Annotated in this window: 18 protein-coding genes; 7 read left to right on the forward strand and 11 right to left on the reverse strand. The window is 53.0% G+C overall.

The annotated features are described in order from the left end of the window. Positions 1–19: 19 nt before the first annotated feature. Complete coding sequence (locus HV352_RS17980; RefSeq protein WP_181635484.1) at positions 20–1099, forward strand: hypothetical protein; 1080 nt, start codon at positions 20–22, stop codon at positions 1097–1099. Positions 1100–1198: 99 nt separating this feature from the next. Here HV352_RS17980 and thiI read toward each other — a convergent pair whose 3' ends face one another. After that, positions 1199–2647, reverse strand: a complete 1449-nt coding sequence (gene thiI, locus HV352_RS17985) for a tRNA uracil 4-sulfurtransferase ThiI (protein ID WP_005125147.1) — start codon at positions 2645–2647, stop codon at positions 1199–1201. Between the two features lie 208 nt (positions 2648–2855). Between thiI and xseB the strand changes: the two genes are divergently transcribed. The 4 genes from xseB to yajO are packed head-to-tail and all read left to right on the forward strand — an operon-like array spanning position 2856 to position 6916. Next, the gene (gene xseB / locus HV352_RS17990) at positions 2856–3098 is read left to right on the forward strand and encodes an exodeoxyribonuclease VII small subunit (RefSeq protein WP_016152040.1); all 243 of its coding nucleotides are present in this window, start codon (positions 2856–2858) and stop codon (positions 3096–3098) included. Then, positions 3099–3998 carry a (2E,6E)-farnesyl diphosphate synthase gene (gene ispA, locus HV352_RS17995; RefSeq protein ID WP_016152039.1) on the forward strand — a complete coding sequence of 300 codons (900 nt, stop codon included), beginning with the start codon at positions 3099–3101 and terminating at the stop codon, positions 3996–3998. Between the two features lie 24 nt (positions 3999–4022). Further along, entirely contained in the window at positions 4023–5885 is a 1863-nt protein-coding gene (gene dxs / locus HV352_RS18000; RefSeq protein WP_019076160.1) for a 1-deoxy-D-xylulose-5-phosphate synthase, read from the forward strand. 56 nt (positions 5886–5941) lie between these two features. Next, complete coding sequence (gene yajO, locus HV352_RS18005) at positions 5942–6916, forward strand: 1-deoxyxylulose-5-phosphate synthase YajO (RefSeq protein ID WP_049270173.1); 975 nt, start codon at positions 5942–5944, stop codon at positions 6914–6916. A 100-nt stretch (positions 6917–7016) separates the two neighbouring features. Here yajO and pgpA read toward each other — a convergent pair whose 3' ends face one another. The 6 genes from pgpA to nrdR form a co-directional block, all read right to left on the reverse strand. Continuing rightward, the gene (gene pgpA / locus HV352_RS18010) at positions 7017–7535 is read right to left on the reverse strand and encodes a phosphatidylglycerophosphatase A (protein WP_016152036.1); all 519 of its coding nucleotides are present in this window, start codon (positions 7533–7535) and stop codon (positions 7017–7019) included. Then, the gene (gene thiL / locus HV352_RS18015; RefSeq protein ID WP_019076158.1) at positions 7513–8490 is read right to left on the reverse strand and encodes a thiamine-phosphate kinase; all 978 of its coding nucleotides are present in this window, start codon (positions 8488–8490) and stop codon (positions 7513–7515) included. Before thiL ends, pgpA begins: the two co-directional genes overlap by 23 nt. 77 nt (positions 8491–8567) lie before the next feature. Then, a complete protein-coding gene (nusB, locus tag HV352_RS18020; RefSeq protein ID WP_000801129.1) occupies positions 8568–8987 on the reverse strand; it encodes a transcription antitermination factor NusB in 420 nt (139 codons plus the stop codon). Between the two features lie 19 nt (positions 8988–9006). Continuing rightward, positions 9007–9477, reverse strand: a complete 471-nt coding sequence (ribE, locus tag HV352_RS18025; RefSeq protein ID WP_016152034.1) for a 6,7-dimethyl-8-ribityllumazine synthase — start codon at positions 9475–9477, stop codon at positions 9007–9009. Positions 9478–9563: 86 nt separating this feature from the next. Next, on the reverse strand, positions 9564–10667 hold the full coding sequence (gene ribD, locus HV352_RS18030) for a bifunctional diaminohydroxyphosphoribosylaminopyrimidine deaminase/5-amino-6-(5-phosphoribosylamino)uracil reductase RibD (protein ID WP_016152033.1): 1104 nt from the start codon (positions 10665–10667) through the stop codon (positions 9564–9566). 3 nt (positions 10668–10670) lie between these two features. Next, a complete protein-coding gene (nrdR, locus tag HV352_RS18035) occupies positions 10671–11120 on the reverse strand; it encodes a transcriptional regulator NrdR (protein ID WP_016152032.1) in 450 nt (149 codons plus the stop codon). 153 nt (positions 11121–11273) lie between these two features. On the opposite strand from nrdR, the gene HV352_RS18040 reads away from it, so the two are divergent. Beyond that, positions 11274–11813, forward strand: coding sequence for a DUF3251 domain-containing protein (locus HV352_RS18040; protein ID WP_029139433.1), 540 nt, complete (start codon positions 11274–11276; stop codon positions 11811–11813). 298 nt (positions 11814–12111) lie between these two features. Further along, a complete protein-coding gene (locus HV352_RS18045) occupies positions 12112–12996 on the forward strand; it encodes a nucleoside-specific channel-forming protein Tsx (RefSeq protein WP_016152030.1) in 885 nt (294 codons plus the stop codon). 45 nt (positions 12997–13041) lie between these two features. Here the strand turns inward: HV352_RS18045 and HV352_RS18050 are convergent, their stop codons facing one another. The 4 genes from HV352_RS18050 to secD form a co-directional block, all read right to left on the reverse strand. Next, complete coding sequence (locus tag HV352_RS18050; RefSeq protein ID WP_181634946.1) at positions 13042–13734, reverse strand: YafY family protein; 693 nt, start codon at positions 13732–13734, stop codon at positions 13042–13044. A gap of 23 nt (positions 13735–13757) precedes the next feature. After that, a complete protein-coding gene (locus HV352_RS18055) occupies positions 13758–14123 on the reverse strand; it encodes a VOC family protein (protein WP_016152028.1) in 366 nt (121 codons plus the stop codon). A gap of 169 nt (positions 14124–14292) precedes the next feature. Then, positions 14293–15264: a protein translocase subunit SecF gene (gene secF / locus HV352_RS18060; protein ID WP_003021550.1), complete on the reverse strand. Its 972-nt coding sequence runs from the start codon at positions 15262–15264 to the stop codon at positions 14293–14295. Between the two features lie 10 nt (positions 15265–15274). Then, a complete protein-coding gene (gene secD / locus HV352_RS18065; RefSeq protein WP_003021547.1) occupies positions 15275–17122 on the reverse strand; it encodes a protein translocase subunit SecD in 1848 nt (615 codons plus the stop codon). Between the last annotated feature and the right edge of the window lie 3 nt (positions 17123–17125).

The raw sequence follows: 17125 nt of genomic DNA on the forward strand, positions 1-17125 counted from the left end.
TCGCATTCAAGGAATTATGATGAAAGGATATCTGAGCGGAGTGGCTTTACTGCTCCTTTCCGGCTACGCCAGTGCGACTCAACTTGAAATTGAGAGCCTTGAGTATCGCTATCCCGCAAGCACTGAGATGCAATATCGCGTGCCGTGGTTTACCTCAACGGATAACCCACAGGTTGCAAAACGCATTAACGATTATATTTTCACAAGCTTTATCAATCAGCTACCGGGAAATAATCCACGAGCGACCGTGAATCAGTTTGCGAAATCAGAGATGAATCCCACCGCAAACCTTGACTACACGGTTGAGTATCGCGACGCCAAAGTGTTGACCCTCAACATGTTTGTCGAAGGCTGCGGGGTGTATTGCGAGTCGTACAATGTACCGATCAGCTTCGATTTAGCCAACGGCGCGACAATTACCCTTAACGACCTCTTTTCCCGCTCCACGATGACCGAATTGAACACCCGCATCAGAAAAGATATCCGCAGCCAAATTGATACCTTTGTTGTCGCACAGAAATCACAAAAGCCAGAGCAAATAAAAGAAGACGGTGGAGATTCTGGCTTTGCCGAATTCTACGCATCGTGTGCAACCTACACCGACGGTCTGTACTACATCGACAAATTCTCACTGCAAAAAGACCATCTGGCTTTCCTGAACGGACGTTGTAGCAACCACGCCAATCGCGCGGGTGACGAACTGGGCGATTTCACCACGAAAATCCCGACCGTTGAACTGCATAATCAGCTCACGCCTTACGGCCAGTATCTGACTGCCGCAAAGAGATCTACACCGGTTTCGCCAGCGCCCGGCATTGACGGCAAGGTCATGTACGGCACGTTGGGAAAAAGCATGCGTATTGTGTTGAAGGTCGACTGCAAATACGGTGATTTTTTTGAAGGGGCTTACTTTTACCAGAAATTTGGCGCACCGATTGAATTAAACGGTAAATGCAACACAGCCGACAATCAACATTATGTACTGAAGACCTCTGCCGCTGAACAATCGGAAGAGAAGATAACGCTGGAGTTAAAAGACGGCGTCTATCAGGGTGTCTGGGAGTCGAACGGGAAAAAGCTCCCCATCCGTTTTGAATAATATTGTTATATTGCCGGATGGCAGCGTAAACAATTTATCAGGCCTACAAAACATACCGCTTGCAGGCCTGATAAGCGCAGCACCCTCAGGCAAAAGTCACTACGGGCGATATACCTTCACGTTTTCAAAGCCCTGCTCGCGCAGATACAGCGCCTGCAGACGGCTCATCACCCCGCGTTCACACCACAGCAGCCAGGTTTTACTCTGGTCCAGATCGCCAAATTTGGTGCTCAGTTTGTAGAACGGCAGAGAAACGACGTCCACACCGTCAACCTTCAGCGGTTTGTCATCCTGTTCATCCACAGAGCGGATATCCAGAATCACATCGTTCGGGCCGAAGCCGCTCACGGTTTCCACTTCCACCACAGTCTGCTGCGTCTGCTGGGCGATATCACGAATATCGATATTGTTCGCTTCTTCAACCACTTTATCGAGGATAGAGAAATCGAAGTTTTCTTCTTCGGCCTCAATCTTCGCTTTAATCGCTTTCACCGTCGGGCTTTTTGAAATCACACCGCAGTATTCCGGCATGGTACGGGCAAAGTCCTCAGTACCAATTTCACGCGCCAGATTAATGATGTGCTCCTTATCATGGGAGATAAGCGGGCGCAGGATCAGGGTGTCAGAAACGTTATCGATCAGGCGCAGGTTGGTCAGCGTCTGGCTGGACACCTGGCCCAGCGCTTCACCGGTTACCAGCGCCTGTACGCCGTAGCGCTCAGCGACTTTCGACGCTGCACGAACCATCATACGTTTAAGGACCACGCCCATCTGACCGTCGTCGACTTTCTCCAGGATCTCGCCAACCACCGGCTCAAAGTTGATCGCGACAAAACGCACGCGATGCGAGCTACCAAAGCGGTTCCACAGATAATGCGCCACCTGACGAACGCCGATTTCATGCGCTGCGCCGCCGAGATTAAAGAAGCAGTAGTGCACACGGCAGCCGCGACGCATCAGCATATAGCTGGACACGCCGGAGTCGAAACCACCGGAAATCAGCGACAGTACATCTTCCTGCGTCCCGATCGGGAAACCGCCAATACCTTCATAGCGGCCTTTAACCAGCAGCAGACGGTCGTTTTCGATTTCAAGATTAACCGTCACGTCCGGCTTCGTCAGCTTCACGCGCGCGGATTCAATATGCTGGTTCAGTCCACCGCCAACATAGCGTTCCACCTCAATAGAGCTAAACTCATGCTTACCGCGACGCTTAACGCGTACGCAGAAGGTTTTGCCTTCCAGTTGATCGCGATACTGCACCAGCGCTTTCTCGAAAATATCGTGCATATCGGTAAACGGCACGTCTTCAACTTCGAGAATATGGTGGATCCCCGGAATACGGGTCAGCGCGTCGCGAATATCCAGGCGCTGGCTTTCATCTTTAGCGCGAACCTCAACGTGATCCCAGTGGCGGACAACGGCAAGGTCTTCATCATAGTGCTTTAAAACGTTACGAATGTTCCCTGTCAGAATTTTTATAAAGCGCAAACGCACAGATTGGCTTTTGATGGTGATTTCTGGGAACAATTTAATGATAAACTTCATGGCGGCAATGGTTCTTTGGCAAGTCTGAATGACTTGTAATGGAAAAAAATACAGCAGCCCATACCCTGCGGCTGCATCCAGGCGCGCAAGTATACCACCATCATGGTCATCCTGTGCACATCGCCTTACCATTGTGCGTTATTTGCTTATCAGTGCGAGTCCGTTACCATAGCCTTGTGCTGCCAATACAGAGAGTCAGACATTCATTATGCCGAAGAAAAATGAAGCGCCAGCCAGTTTTGAAACAGCGCTGAGCGACCTGGAACAGATTGTTACCCGTCTGGAAAGCGGCGACCTGCCGCTGGAAGAAGCGCTGAACGAATTTGAACGTGGCGTACAGTTAGCACGTCAGGGACAGGTCAAGTTGCAGCAGGCTGAACAGCGCGTACAAATCCTGCTGTCAGATACTGAAGACGCCGCCCTTACGCCTTTCACACCGGATAATGAGTAAATGGATTTTACGCAGCAGCTACAGGCTTGCGTTGAGCAGGCCAACCAGGCACTGAGCCGTTTTATCGCGCCATTGCCCTTTCAGAACACTCCCGTGGTCGAAACCATGCAATATGGCGCATTATTAGGCGGTAAACGTCTGCGCCCGTTTCTGGTGTATGCGACCGGTCAGATGTTTGGCGTCAGCCTGAGTACGCTTGATGCTCCCGCTGCCGCCGTCGAGTGTATCCATGCCTATTCGCTGATGCACGATGACTTACCCGCGATGGACGACGATGACCTGCGCCGCGGTCTGCCGACCTGCCACGTAAAATTTGGCGAGGCTAATGCGATCCTGGCCGGAGATGCGCTACAGACGCTGGCGTTCTCCATTATCAGCGACGCCCCGATGCCGGAAGTTTCTGATCGTGACCGCATCGCGATGATCTCTGAACTGGCCCAGGCCAGCGGTATCGCCGGTATGTGCGGCGGTCAGGCGTTGGATCTGGACGCTGAAGGCCATCAGGTAGAACTGGATGCGCTGGAGCGTATTCACCGCCATAAAACCGGGGCATTGATTCGCGCCGCCGTGCGTCTGGGTGCGTTAAGCGCTGGCGATAAAGGGCGAGAATGCCTGGCAATACTCGACAAGTACGCAGAAAGCATCGGTCTGGCCTTCCAGGTTCAGGATGACATCCTGGATGTGGTAGGCGATACTGCAACATTGGGTAAACGTCAGGGTGCTGACCAGCAGCTTGGCAAAAGTACCTATCCTGCACTTCTGGGTCTTGAGCAAGCCCAGAATAAAGCCCGGGATTTAATTGAGGATGCCCGCCAGTCGCTAAGTTTGCTGGCCGCACAGTCACTCGATACCTCGGCACTGGAAGCGCTAGCGGACTACATAATCCAGCGTGATAAATAAACCAACATATCCCATGAGCTTGCGATGAGTTTTGATATAGCCAAATACCCGACCCTGGCGCTGGTCGACTCCACTCAGGAGTTACGCCTGCTGCCAAAAGAGAGCCTGCCAAAGCTTTGCGACGAACTGCGCCGCTATTTGCTCGACAGCGTAAGCCGTTCCAGCGGGCACTTCGCCTCTGGTCTGGGCACGGTGGAACTCACCGTAGCGCTGCACTACGTCTACAACACCCCGTTTGACCAGTTAATCTGGGATGTGGGACATCAGGCTTACCCGCACAAAATTCTGACCGGCCGCCGCGATAAAATCGGCACCATTCGGCAGAAAGGCGGTTTGCATCCATTCCCATGGCGCGGTGAGAGCGAATATGACGTACTGAGCGTTGGGCACTCCTCAACCTCCATCAGCGCAGGTATCGGTATTGCGGTTGCCGCCGAGAAAGAAGGCAAGGAACGCCGTACCGTTTGTGTGATTGGGGACGGTGCAATCACCGCAGGCATGGCATTTGAAGCGATGAACCACGCGGGTGATATTAAGCCCGACATGCTGGTTATCCTCAACGACAACGAAATGTCGATTTCAGAGAACGTCGGCGCGCTGAACAATCACCTGGCGCAACTGCTCTCAGGCAAACTCTACTCCTCGCTGCGCGAAGGCGGGAAGAAAGTGTTCTCCGGTGTACCACCGATTAAAGAACTGCTCAAACGTACCGAAGAGCACATCAAAGGCATGGTTGTGCCGGGTACGCTGTTTGAAGAGCTGGGCTTTAACTATATTGGTCCGGTGGACGGACACGACGTGCTGGGGCTTATCACCACGCTTAAGAACATGCGCGATCTCAAAGGTCCACAGTTCCTGCACATCATGACCAAAAAAGGTCGTGGCTACGAGCCTGCGGAAAAAGATCCAATTACGTTCCACGCGGTACCCAAATTCGATCCATCCAGCGGATGCCTGCCGAAAAGCAGCGGCGGCCTGCCGAGCTATTCAAAGATCTTCGGTGACTGGCTGTGTGAGACCGCGGCGAAAGACAATAAGCTGATGGCGATCACCCCGGCGATGCGCGAAGGCTCCGGTATGGTTGAGTTCTCACGTAAGTTCCCGGACCGCTACTTTGATGTGGCGATTGCCGAGCAGCACGCGGTGACGTTTGCGGCCGGTCTGGCGATTGGCGGTTATAAGCCGGTCGTGGCTATTTACTCCACCTTCCTGCAACGCGCTTACGATCAGGTACTGCATGATGTCGCCATCCAGAAACTGCCGGTCCTGTTCGCCGTCGACCGGGCAGGTATCGTTGGCGCAGATGGACAAACCCACCAAGGGGCGTTCGACCTCTCTTTCCTGCGCTGTATCCCGGAAATGGTCATTATGACCCCAAGCGATGAGAACGAATGTCGCCAGATGCTGTTCACCGGCTATCACTACAACGACGGTCCAACGGTCGTACGTTATCCGCGCGGTAACGCGGTGGGCGTTGAGCTGGCGCCGCTGGAACATCTGCCAATCGGCAAAGGCATCGTGAAGCGTCACGGTGCGAAAGTAGCGATCCTCAACTTCGGCACCCTAATGCCGGAAGCCGCTCAGGTCGCAGAGTCACTGAACGCCACGCTGGTTGATATGCGCTTTGTGAAACCGTTGGATGAAACGTTGATCCTCGAAATGGCAGCCCAACACGAGGTGCTGGTCACCCTCGAAGAGAATGCCATTATGGGCGGCGCTGGTAGCGGCGTAAACGAAGTGCTGATGGCCCATCGCAAGCCTGTTCCGGTGCTGAACATTGGCCTGCCTGACTTCTTCATCCCGCAGGGGACTCAGGACGAGGCTCGCGCCGAACTGGGACTTAATGCCGCCGGAATTGAGGCCAAAATCAAAGCCTGGCTGGCATAATCCCCTCCCCGCTCCTGCTATGCTTAACTCATCACGAGCTAAGCAGGAGTGGATTAATGAAATACAACACCTTAGGAAAAACCGACCTACGGGTCTCCCGCCTTTGCCTGGGTTGCATGACGTTTGGCGAGCCCAATCGCGGCAATCACGCCTGGACGCTACCTGAAGAAAGCAGCCGCCCGATAATCAAACACGCTCTTGAAGGCGGCATTAACTTTTTTGATACCGCCAACAGCTACTCCGCTGGTAGCAGCGAAGAGATTGTCGGCCGCGCGCTGCGTGATTTCGCCCGCCGCGAAGAGGTCGTGGTCGCCACCAAGGTTTTTCACCAGGTTGATGATTTAGCGGAAGGATTATCCCGCGCACAAATCTTGCGCTCAATCGACGATAGCCTCAGACGCCTGGGTATGGACTATGTGGACATCCTGCAAATTCACCGCTGGGATTACAATACGCCTATCGAAGAAACGCTGGAAGCCCTTAACGACGTAGTGAAAGCCGGTAAAGCTCGCTATATTGGCGCCTCATCCATGCACGCGTCTCAGTTTGCTCAGGCGCTGGCTTTACAGAAACAACACGGCTGGGCGCAGTTCGTTAGCATGCAGGATCACTACAACCTGATCTACCGTGAGGAAGAACGCGAAATGCTGCCGCTTTGCTATCAGGAAGGCGTCGCGGTGATCCCTTGGAGTCCGCTGGCGCGTGGTCGCCTGACGCGCCCCTGGGGAGAAACGACCGCACGTCTGGTTTCTGATGAAGTCGGTAAAAATTTATACAGTGACAGCGATGAAAACGACGCGCAAATTGCCGCGCGGCTGACCGGTGTCAGTGAGGAATTAGGCGTAACGCGTGCGCAGGTTGCGCTGGCCTGGCTGCTGAGCAAACCGGGGGTGGCAGCGCCGATTATCGGCACTTCACGCGAGGAACAGTTGGATGAGTTACTTAATGCGGTGGATTTGACGCTGAAGCCAGAGCAGATTGCCGAGCTGGAAACGCCGTACAAACAGCATCCGGTGGTCGGATTTAAATAATCTGGCATTGCCCGATGGCGCTACGCTTATCGGGCCTACGAAACCGCCATCGTGTTTCCAGGCCAGATAAGGCGTTTACGCTGCCATCCGGCAAGCCCATTTAAATGATACCTACCGGCCAGTGATGGCCGATAAAATACAAAATTCCGGCGGAGAGTATTCCGGCCACAATATCATCAATCATGATCCCCGTACCGCCATGCACGTTGCGATCGAACCAACGGATCGGCCACGGCTTCCACATATCCAGAATACGGAAAATCACAAATCCGGCGGCGACCCACTGCCAGTCGTGGGTCGGCAGCGCCATCAGGGTTATCCACATCCCGACAAACTCGTCCCAGACAATGCTACCGTGATCGTGCACGCCCATATCTTTCGCCGTTTGATGGCACAGATAAACGCCGATACAGATAGACAACATGACCACCAGTGAATACAGCTGCCACGGCAGAAACGTCATTAAATACCAAAAAGGGATCGCTGCCAGCGATCCCATCGTGCCTGGAACAATTGGGCTCAGCCCGCTGCCAAAACCGGTGGCCAACAGGTGCCACGGATTGCGCATACTCAGGCGGCTTTTGGCGACATCTTTTTTAAGGCGCGGCAAAATGGTCATATCCTTTCCAGTCGAACGTGACGGGTTTTCCGTCGCGCGTAAAGTGAATGCCTTCCACGTCCGCGCTCATCTGCCCAATGCAGGTAAACGATGCGCCGAGATTCCCCAGCGCCACGTCCAGTGCGCCACGGTTAATTTCCGGTACGGTAAAGCATAACTCATAATCTTCACCACCCGAAAGCGCCCAGCGCAGGGCTTGTTCCGGCTCAACGTGTTGGGCAAATGCCGTAGAGTATGGCAACGCATCGACGTTAACCCGCGCCCCACAGCCGCAGGCATTGACGATATGCCCCAGATCGGAAATCAGGCCGTCGGAAATATCGATAGCCGCACTGGCCAGATCGCGCAGGGCTTGTCCCTGCAAAATACGCGGTGTTGGACGCAGATGACGTTTAAGCAGATAGTCTGCGTCTTTTGCATCTGCCACCTGCAAGCGATCCTGCAAAATCGCCAGCCCGGCCGCGCTGTCGCCCGGCGTACCGGTCACATAAATCCAGTCCCCCGGTTTCGCACCGGAGCGTTTTAAGGCCCGTCCAACAGGGACGTAGCCGTGGATACCCAGCGTCATCGACAGTGGCCCACGCGTGGTGTCACCACCTATCAGCTGCATATCATAGTAATTGAGGAGTTCAAACAGGCCATCGCTGAAGGCTTCAAGCCAGGCTTCATCGACGTCAGGCAGCGTGAGCGCCAGCGTCAGCCACGCAGGATCGGCTCCCATCGCCGCCAGATCGCTCAAATTCACCGCCAGCGCTTTCCAGGCGAGATCGGTGGGATCAATGTCGGGGAGGAAGTGGTTGCCTGCCACCAGCGTATCAGTGCTGATCGCCAGCGTCTGTTTTTCAGGGATGTTCAGAAGTGCGCAATCGTCACCAATACCGGTTTCGACATCAAGACGAGACGTTCTTACGCGGTCAAAATAACGGGCAATCAGGGAAAATTCGCCGCATGCCATACGTTATGCCTCAGCAGAAAAAAAAGAAAAAGCCGGGGGCAGCGGAAACAAGTTCCACCATCCAGCCGGCCTCGGGATTACTTTTTGTTGGGGCGAATCACAGGTGCTGCTTTATCCAGTACGCCGTTCACGAATTTATGGCTGTCTTCAGCGCCGAAGGTTTTCGCCAGTTCAATCGCTTCGTTGATGGCCACTTTGTACGGCACATCACTACGTTTAGACAGTTCAAACAGCGCAATACGCAGCACGGCTTTTTCTACCTGACCCAGCTCTTCCAACAGACGAGACAGATAAGGCTTCATTAATCCATCCAGGTACGCGCTGTTAGTCGCCACCCCGGACAGCAGTTCACGGAAATACAGAACGTCGACATCTTTTACGTCCTGTTCCGCCAGGAACTGGTATTCAACATCAGCGATGTCGTTCTGGGACAACTGCCAGGAGTAGAGCGCCTGGACGGCACACTCACGGGCGCGGCGACGAGCAGCAGGTTTCACGGATTTCCCCTTACAAAAATCAGGCCTTGATGGCTTTCAATACATTAATCATTTCAAGTGCAGTCAGTGCAGCTTCTGCGCCTTTGTTGCCAGCTTTAGTGCCAGCACGTTCGATGGCTTGTTCAATACTTTCGGTGGTCAGAACACCGAAGGCTACCGGAATGCCACTGTCCTGAGCGACATGCGCCAGGCCATTGCTTGCACCGCCAGCCACATATTCGAAGTGCGCGGTACCACCACGAATCACCGTACCTAACGCAATCACCGCGTCGTATTTACCGGATTTTGCAAGTACTGAGGCTGCCAGCGGCAGCTCATACGCGCCCGGAACCCAAACGACGGTAATGTTTTCATCTTTAACCTGACCAATACGTTTCAGGGCGTCGATCGCACCTTCCAGCAGGCTGTCATTGATAAAGTTGTTGAAACGCGCAATGGTGATGGCGACGCGAGCGTCCGGGGTAGCAACGTTAGCTTCAATAATGTTCATATTCTTCCTTCGGATTCACTAGACCCCGCAGGGGGGCGGATTTTATCATAATAATCTGTGCGCTGCTTCCCTTTCGAACCGGGAGATCATGCGCCCACTAAATGCAGGCAAAGGTCCGGACCTACATGGCGTATTTCGTTGAATTTGAAATGGGGGGCGTCAGCCAGTTTCTCAAGGCCTGGAAGCACACATAATCCTCGTGCATCGCTGCCTAACAGTTTAGGCGCAACATACACGATTAGCTCATCGACCAGACCGGCCTGTAATAACGCGCCCGCAAGCGTTGGACCTGCTTCAACCCAAATGCTGTTAATTTGCTGCTTGCCCAGTTGCATCATCAGCACCACCAGATCCAGATGCCCGTTATGTTCCGGCACCTTCAGGCTGCGCACCGTCTCCGGCCAACTACGAGGATCATCTTTTGTCCGGGCAATCCAGGTTTCTCCAGGCTGTTGCACAATACGGTGTTCCGGCGTGACCTGATTCTGGCTATCAACAACAATGCGGATAGGCTGGCGCAGATTTTCCTGCGGGTAACTCGCCTGGGTTGACTCCCCAAGTTCCGACCAACGCACGGTAAGCTGAGGGTCGTCAGCCAACACCGTAGCGCTGCTGGTTAAGATGGCGTGGCTTTGCGCCCGTAATCGTTGCACATCGCGACGCGCCTGCGGCGAGGTTATCCACTGGCTTTCACCACTGGCCATCGCCGTACGCCCATCAAGCGACGCACCAAGTTTAAGCTGCACGTAGGGGAATCCCGTACGCATACGCTTGAGAAAGCCTTTATTAAGCTGCTCAACCTCGCTCATCATCAGCCCGTGACTGACGTCAATGCCCGCCTGCTGCAAACGGTAGAGACCACGACCTGCTACCTGCGGATTGGGATCCTGCATCGCTGCAACCACACGTGACACGCCTGCGGCAATCAGCGCATCGCAGCACGGGGGTGTACGACCATGATGGCTGCAGGGTTCAAGCGTTACATAGGCAGTCGCCCCTTGCGCTTTTTCTCCAGCCATGCGCAGAGCGTGGACTTCGGCATGCGGTTCGCCCGCGCGGTGATGATACCCTTCACCGACGATCTCCCCATCTTTGACAATCACGCAGCCCACGTTGGGATTGGGGTGAGTGGTAAAACGTCCGCGCGCAGCAAGCTTCAGCGCGCGCGCCATGTACAATTCATCCTGCATGGCTTAGTCCTGTAGGCGAGCAATCTCTTCGCCAAATTCTTTGATATCTTCGAAACTCCGGTAAACCGAGGCAAAGCGGATGTAGGCGACTTTATCGAGTTTTTTCAACTGCTCCATCACCAGGTTGCCGATCATCTTGCTCGGCACCTCACGCTCGCCAGTCGCACGCAGTTGTGATTTGATATGGTTCAACGCCATTTCGACGTCATCTGAGCTGACCGGACGTTTCTCAAGCGCTCTGAGCATGCCGCTGCGCAGCTTATCTTCATTAAAGGGTTCACGCACATCGTTGCTTTTCACAACGCGTGGCATGACAAGTTCAGCCACTTCAAAAGTGGTGAAACGTTCGTTACAGACCAGACACTGCCGACGGCGGCGTACTGAGGAGCCCTCGCCTACAAGACGAGAGTCAATTACCTTAGTGTCTACGGCGAAACAGAATGGGCAATGCATACGGCGTCCTGTCCTCAGTGGTTAACAGAAATCTATTTTACCCTGAACTGGCGTGACAACAAAGGCGCAGCGCTTTTGAGACAAAGGATCGATGCCTTCGTGCTCGGTGCGCACTACCATTATGCTATCGCGACAATGAAGGAAGTAATCACAATGACAAGACGTTACCTAAGAATTCTCCTGGTGGGAAGTCTCTTTAGTCTTAGCGCATGCGCACAGCAAAGCGAAGTACGCCAGATGCATCAAAGTGTTAGCACGTTGAATAAAGAGATGACACAGCTAAATCAGGAAACGGTAAAAATTACACAACAAAATATGTTGAATGCCAAATCAACCAGCGGAGCCTATCTGCTGCCGGGTTCCAATACACCAGCCCGACTGGACAGCCAGATTGGCATGTTACGGATGTCACTTGTCAATATTGCGCCGAACGCCGACGGCACGCGGCTCACATTACGTATTCAGGGTGAATCTACTACGCCTTTACCCGCCTTTAGCGCCACCGTCGAGTATGGACAAATTCAGGGCACCACGGATAACTATCAGGAAGCGAACGTTCAGAACCAGTTGGTAACGGCCCCGGCAAGTATCCTTGCTCCCAGCGACGTAGACATTCCGCTGCAGATAAATGGCCTCTCTCCGGACCAGTTAGGATTTGTTCGTATCCACGACATCCAGCCTGTTAATCAATAAACTTTTTTGCGGGACGTTTTGTGCGTTCCGCAACATCACTCCGGCCCGTTTTGTTACTCACCTGACATAACCGATATTTCTGGTAAAACTTGGCAACATTCATGGGAGCCAGTACAATTCGCCGCCTAAAGTAAGCAAACGTGAACGCAATCGATTACGTAAATGATAGAACTGTGAAACAACACATATTTTTGTGAACAATGATTTTTATAATAGGCTCCGAAGAAACACGAAATATTTAGAAACGCAATTTGCGCCTTTTTCACTCCCGAAAGGGATTTCAAACAGTGGCATACATATGAAAAAAACATTACTTGCAGCCGGTGCAGTGCTGGCGCTCTCCTCGTCTTTTACTGCCAACGCTGCAGAAAATGACAAACCGCAATATCTGTCCGACTGGTGGCACCAGAGCGTCAACGTAGTGGGTAGCTACCACACCCGTTTCGGACCGCAGATTCGCAACGATACCTACCTGGAATATGAAGCTTTTGCGAAAAAAGATTGGTTCGATTTCTATGGTTACATGGATGCACCTGTCTTCTTTGGTGGTAACACTGATGCGAAAGGTATCTGGAACCACGGTTCTCCGCTGTTTATGGAAATTGAACCGCGCTTCTCCATCGATAAACTGACCGGCACCGACCTGAGCTTCGGTCCATTCAAAGAGTGGTACTTCGCCAATAACTACATCTACGATATGGGTCGTAACAAAGATGGCCGCCAGAGCACCTGGTATATGGGTCTGGGTACCGATATCGATACCGGTCTGCCGATGAGCCTGTCTCTTAACGTGTATGCCAAATATCAGTGGCAGAACTACGGTGCAGCCAACGAAAACGAGTGGGACGGCTATCGTTTCAAAGTGAAATATTTTGTACCAATCACTGAACTGTGGGGCGGTAATCTTAGCTACATTGGCTTTACCAACTTCGATTGGGGATCCGATCTGGGCGACGATGATTTCTCCGATCTTAATGGCAATAAAGCGCGTACTAACAACTCTATCGCTTCCAGCCATATTCTGGCGCTGAATTACGATCACTGGCATTATTCCGTCGTCGCTCGTTACTGGCACAACGGGGGTCAATGGAATGATGATGCAGAGCTGAACTTCAATAAAGGCAACTTTAACGTCCGTTCTACCGGTTGGGGTGGTTACCTGGTCGTAGGTTACAACTTCTAATCCTGCCAATTTATCGCAGACAAGCCAGCTTAACCGCTGGCTTTTTTATAGCTGGTCTTCACAGCGTACTTTACGTAAAAAATCACTTAGCGAGCGATCTGCAGATTCACGAAAATGCCTGTCGAGCGGCGTGATCTTCAGACAACGATCAACGCGAAAGCAGCGATAATCGTCACGTTTCTCGCACCAGGCAACCAGCAACCAGTGCTCACCCCAGAAAAATAACCCCAGCGGCTGAACGTCGCGCCAGGAGAGATTCCCTGACTCGTCGCGATAATGCAGCGCCAGCACCTGCTGCGCCGAAACCGCGCGATGTATGAGATCAAAAGCACTGCGTGAATGCGGCTGATTGCCAAAATCTGGCGCGAAAACCCGCGTTTGCTCGGCTCTGCGCCGACACTCTGGCGGCAATATCGCCAGCACTTTTTCCTGCGCGGATTCCAGCGCCTGTGAGAGTGAATCCCCGCCCCATGTTTTCAGCAACCGAATCGCTACCATTAACGCTTCTGATTCGCGATGCGTTAACATCAACGGCGGCAGATCAAACCCCGCCATTAAGCGGTATCCACTGCCCACTTCACCTTCAATGGGCACGCCGGATAAAGAGAGATCGCGGATATCGCGATAAATCGTCCGTTCAGAAACCTCAAGACGTTCTGCCAGCAGCGCCGCCGTTGTCACTCGCCTGCCACGCAGGATTTGTACAATCTGAAACAAGCGGTCGGCGCGTCTGGTCATTTTAATCCTCAGTCCTGAAAATATTACGCGGGTTGATGTAAACCAACACGATTGCCTTCGCTGTCAGTAAACAGCGCAATAGTGCCAATATCCTGCCCCAGTTCGAGCGGACCAAACACGCACTGGCCGCCAGCGGTGGCGACGCGTTTAAGCGTTGCAGCCAAATCATCCGTATGCAGATAAATAATAGCGCCCTGCGCTGAAGGCGTAATACCGTCAAATTTAGCCAGCGCCCCGCCGGGAGCGGGATCCTGATGTGGAAATACGGCCAGCTCCGCGCTGTCCATATTCTCACGACGCAAAGAAACCTGCATCACTGGCTCATAAAAAGCAATGGCGCGCTCCATTTGTGCCACGGGGATTTCAAACCAGCTAATTACGTTATTCATACTTCCTCCTGCCTGTGTGGGTAATCTCAGAAGGACTATAAGACAGGGCTACTGACAGCATACTGTCAGTAGTATGGCGACCGGAAAAGATAATGGACTGCTACCAAATCACAGGCAAAAAAAATCCCGACCTTGCGATCGGGATTCCAGTATCTTCACTCTTAATAGTTTAAGGCAGAATTGACGGTTGATCCGCCCCTTCTTTCTCAACCTTCTGCTGCAGCATGTGCTCACGCTTCATACCCAGCTTCAGCGCCAGCGCCGATGCTACGTAGATAGAAGATGCAGTACCGATGGAAACACCGATCAGCATCGTCAGCGAGAAGCCTTCCAGTACCGGACCACCGAACAGGAACAGCATCAGAATAACCATCAACGTCGTACCGGACGTAATCAACGTACGGTGCAGCGTCTGAGTCAATGACACATTAAAGATTTCGTAAGGCGTACCGCGACGAATTTTGCGGAAGTTTTCACGAATACGGTCAGATACGACGATACTGTCGTTCAGCGAGTAACCGATTACCGACATCAACGATGCGACGATAGTCAGATCAATCTCGATATGGAACAACGACAGGATCCCCAGTGTGATAATCACGTCGTGCGCCAGAGCGATAACTACCCCTGCCGCCAGTCGCCACTCAAAGCGGAAACCGACGTACACCAGGATGGATATTAACGCCGCCATCAGCGCCATTGCACCGGTTTGCGCCAGGTCTGCACCCACGCTCGGACCCACGAATTCAATTCGCTTCACCGCGGCGTTTTGGTTGGTGGATTCGTTAATCACACTCAACACTTTGCTGCCCAGTACCTGACCGCCGTCTGCGCCTTCAGTTGGCGGCATACGCACCATAATGTCGTGGCTGCTGCCGAAGTTCTGCAGAAGCGGATCAACAAAGCCCGCTTTCTCCAGCGCATCGCGCATCACGTCCATATCGGCCGGTTTTTCCAGCGTGATTTCAATTACCGTACCACCGGTGAAATCGAGACCCCAGTTAAACCCGCGTACGCCCATCACCACGATGGCCGCAATCAGCAGGAAACCTGAAATGCCGAAAGCCCAGTAGTCCCAGCGCATAAAGTCCCAGACTTTACGGCCGTGGTTCAATTGTTCAACAGTATATTCCTGTGCCACTTCGCACTCCTCAGATTGACAGCTTTTTGACGCGCTTGCCGCCATACAACAGGTTTACGATGGCACGTGTACCGACAATCGCGGTAAACATCGACGTCGCCACACCAATACCGGTAGTAATCGCGAACCCTTTAATTGCCCCGGTGCCAACTGCGTACAGGATAATGACCTTAATCAGCGTCGTAATGTTCGCATCAAAGATGGAGCTAAATGCACCCGCATAACCTTCATTGATGGCCTGCTGCACCGAACGCCCGTTACTCAACTCTTCTTTGATACGTTCGTTAATCAGTACGTTCGCATCGACCGCGACGGCAAGGGTTAAGACGATCCCCGCAATCCCCGGCATACTCAGCGTAGCGCCCGGCAGCAGCGACATAATACCGACAATCAGTACCAGGTTAGCAATCAGCGCACTGGTCGCGATCAGACCGAACTTCTTATAGAAGAAGATCATGAACAGAATAGACACCACCAGACCGGCCAGACACGCTTCCAGACCCTGTTTAATGTTCTGCATACCCAGGGTAGGACCGATGGTACGTTCTTCAACAATCTGAATCGGCGCAATCAACGCACCGGCACGTAACAGCAGAGAAAGCTGACGCGCTTCGTTCGGGTTGTTAATACCGGTGATACGGAAGCTGTTGCCCAGGCGAGACTGGATGTTGGCGATGTTAATCACCTCTTCCTGTTTCACCAGCACTGCGCGACCGTTGGCATCTTTTTTACCGCTGTCTTTGTACTCCACGAACAGGGTCGCCATCGGCTTACCGATGTTGTCCTTGGTGAAGTTGGACATGATGTTACCACCCGCGCTATCCAGCGAGATGTTAACCTGCGGCTGATTGTATTCGTCCTGGCTGGAAGTGGAGTCGGTGATATGATCACCGGTCAGGATCACGCGTTTGTACAGCACAACCGGTTGACCTTCACGAGACTGTTTCACTTCCGAATCACCCGGTACACGCCCGGATGCCGCAGCAGACTGGTCAACGTTGGTGTTCACCAGACGGAATTCCAGCGTCGCGGTAGCGCCCAGAATTTCTTTCGCACGCGCGGTATCCTGAATGCCTGGCAATTCGACCACAATGCGGTCAGCACCCTGACGTTGGACCACCGGCTCAGCAACACCCAGTTGGTTAACACGATTACGCAGAATGTTGATGTTCTGCTGTACCGCGTATTCACGGGCTTCGCTCAGGCGCGCATCGGTCATCACCGCACGCAGAGCATTGCTGCCCTGGCTGGAAATAACCAGATCCTGGTGACGCTTGCTCAGGTAAGAGATAGCTTCATCACGGGCGCTGCTATCACGGAAGGTGATGCTCAGACCGTAGTTATCTTCTTTGCGAACGGTAGTATAAGGAATGCCTTTTTCACGCAGATCGCTGCGCAGGCTATCGATATTTTGTTCCTGCAACTTACTCAGCGCGGTGTCCATATCCACTTCCATCAGGAAGTGAACGCCGCCACGCAGGTCAAGTCCGAGTTTCATCGGTTCTGCGTGAATGGCTGCCAGCCAGCGTGGAGTTGCCGGTGCAAGGTTAAGGGCCACGACGTATTGATCGCCCAATACGCCCATTAACACTTCACGTGCGCGCAGTTGGGTATCAGTGGAGTCGAAGCGCGCAAGAATAGCACCCTCTTCCAGAGCCACAGACTTAGGTGTGATTTTATCTTCTTGTAACGTTTTCTGGACCTGGATCAGCGTTTGCTCACTGGCGGCGGCACCGCGCACGCCAGTGATTTGAACAGCCGGATCCTCACCATACAGGTTGGGAAGCGCATAGAGCAGACCGACGACAATAACGACGATCAGCATGACATACTTCCACAAAGGATAACGGTTTAACACGGC

The organism is Citrobacter sp. RHBSTW-01044 (genome assembly GCF_013781945.1).
GTDB lineage: Bacteria > Pseudomonadota > Gammaproteobacteria > Enterobacterales > Enterobacteriaceae > Citrobacter > Citrobacter braakii.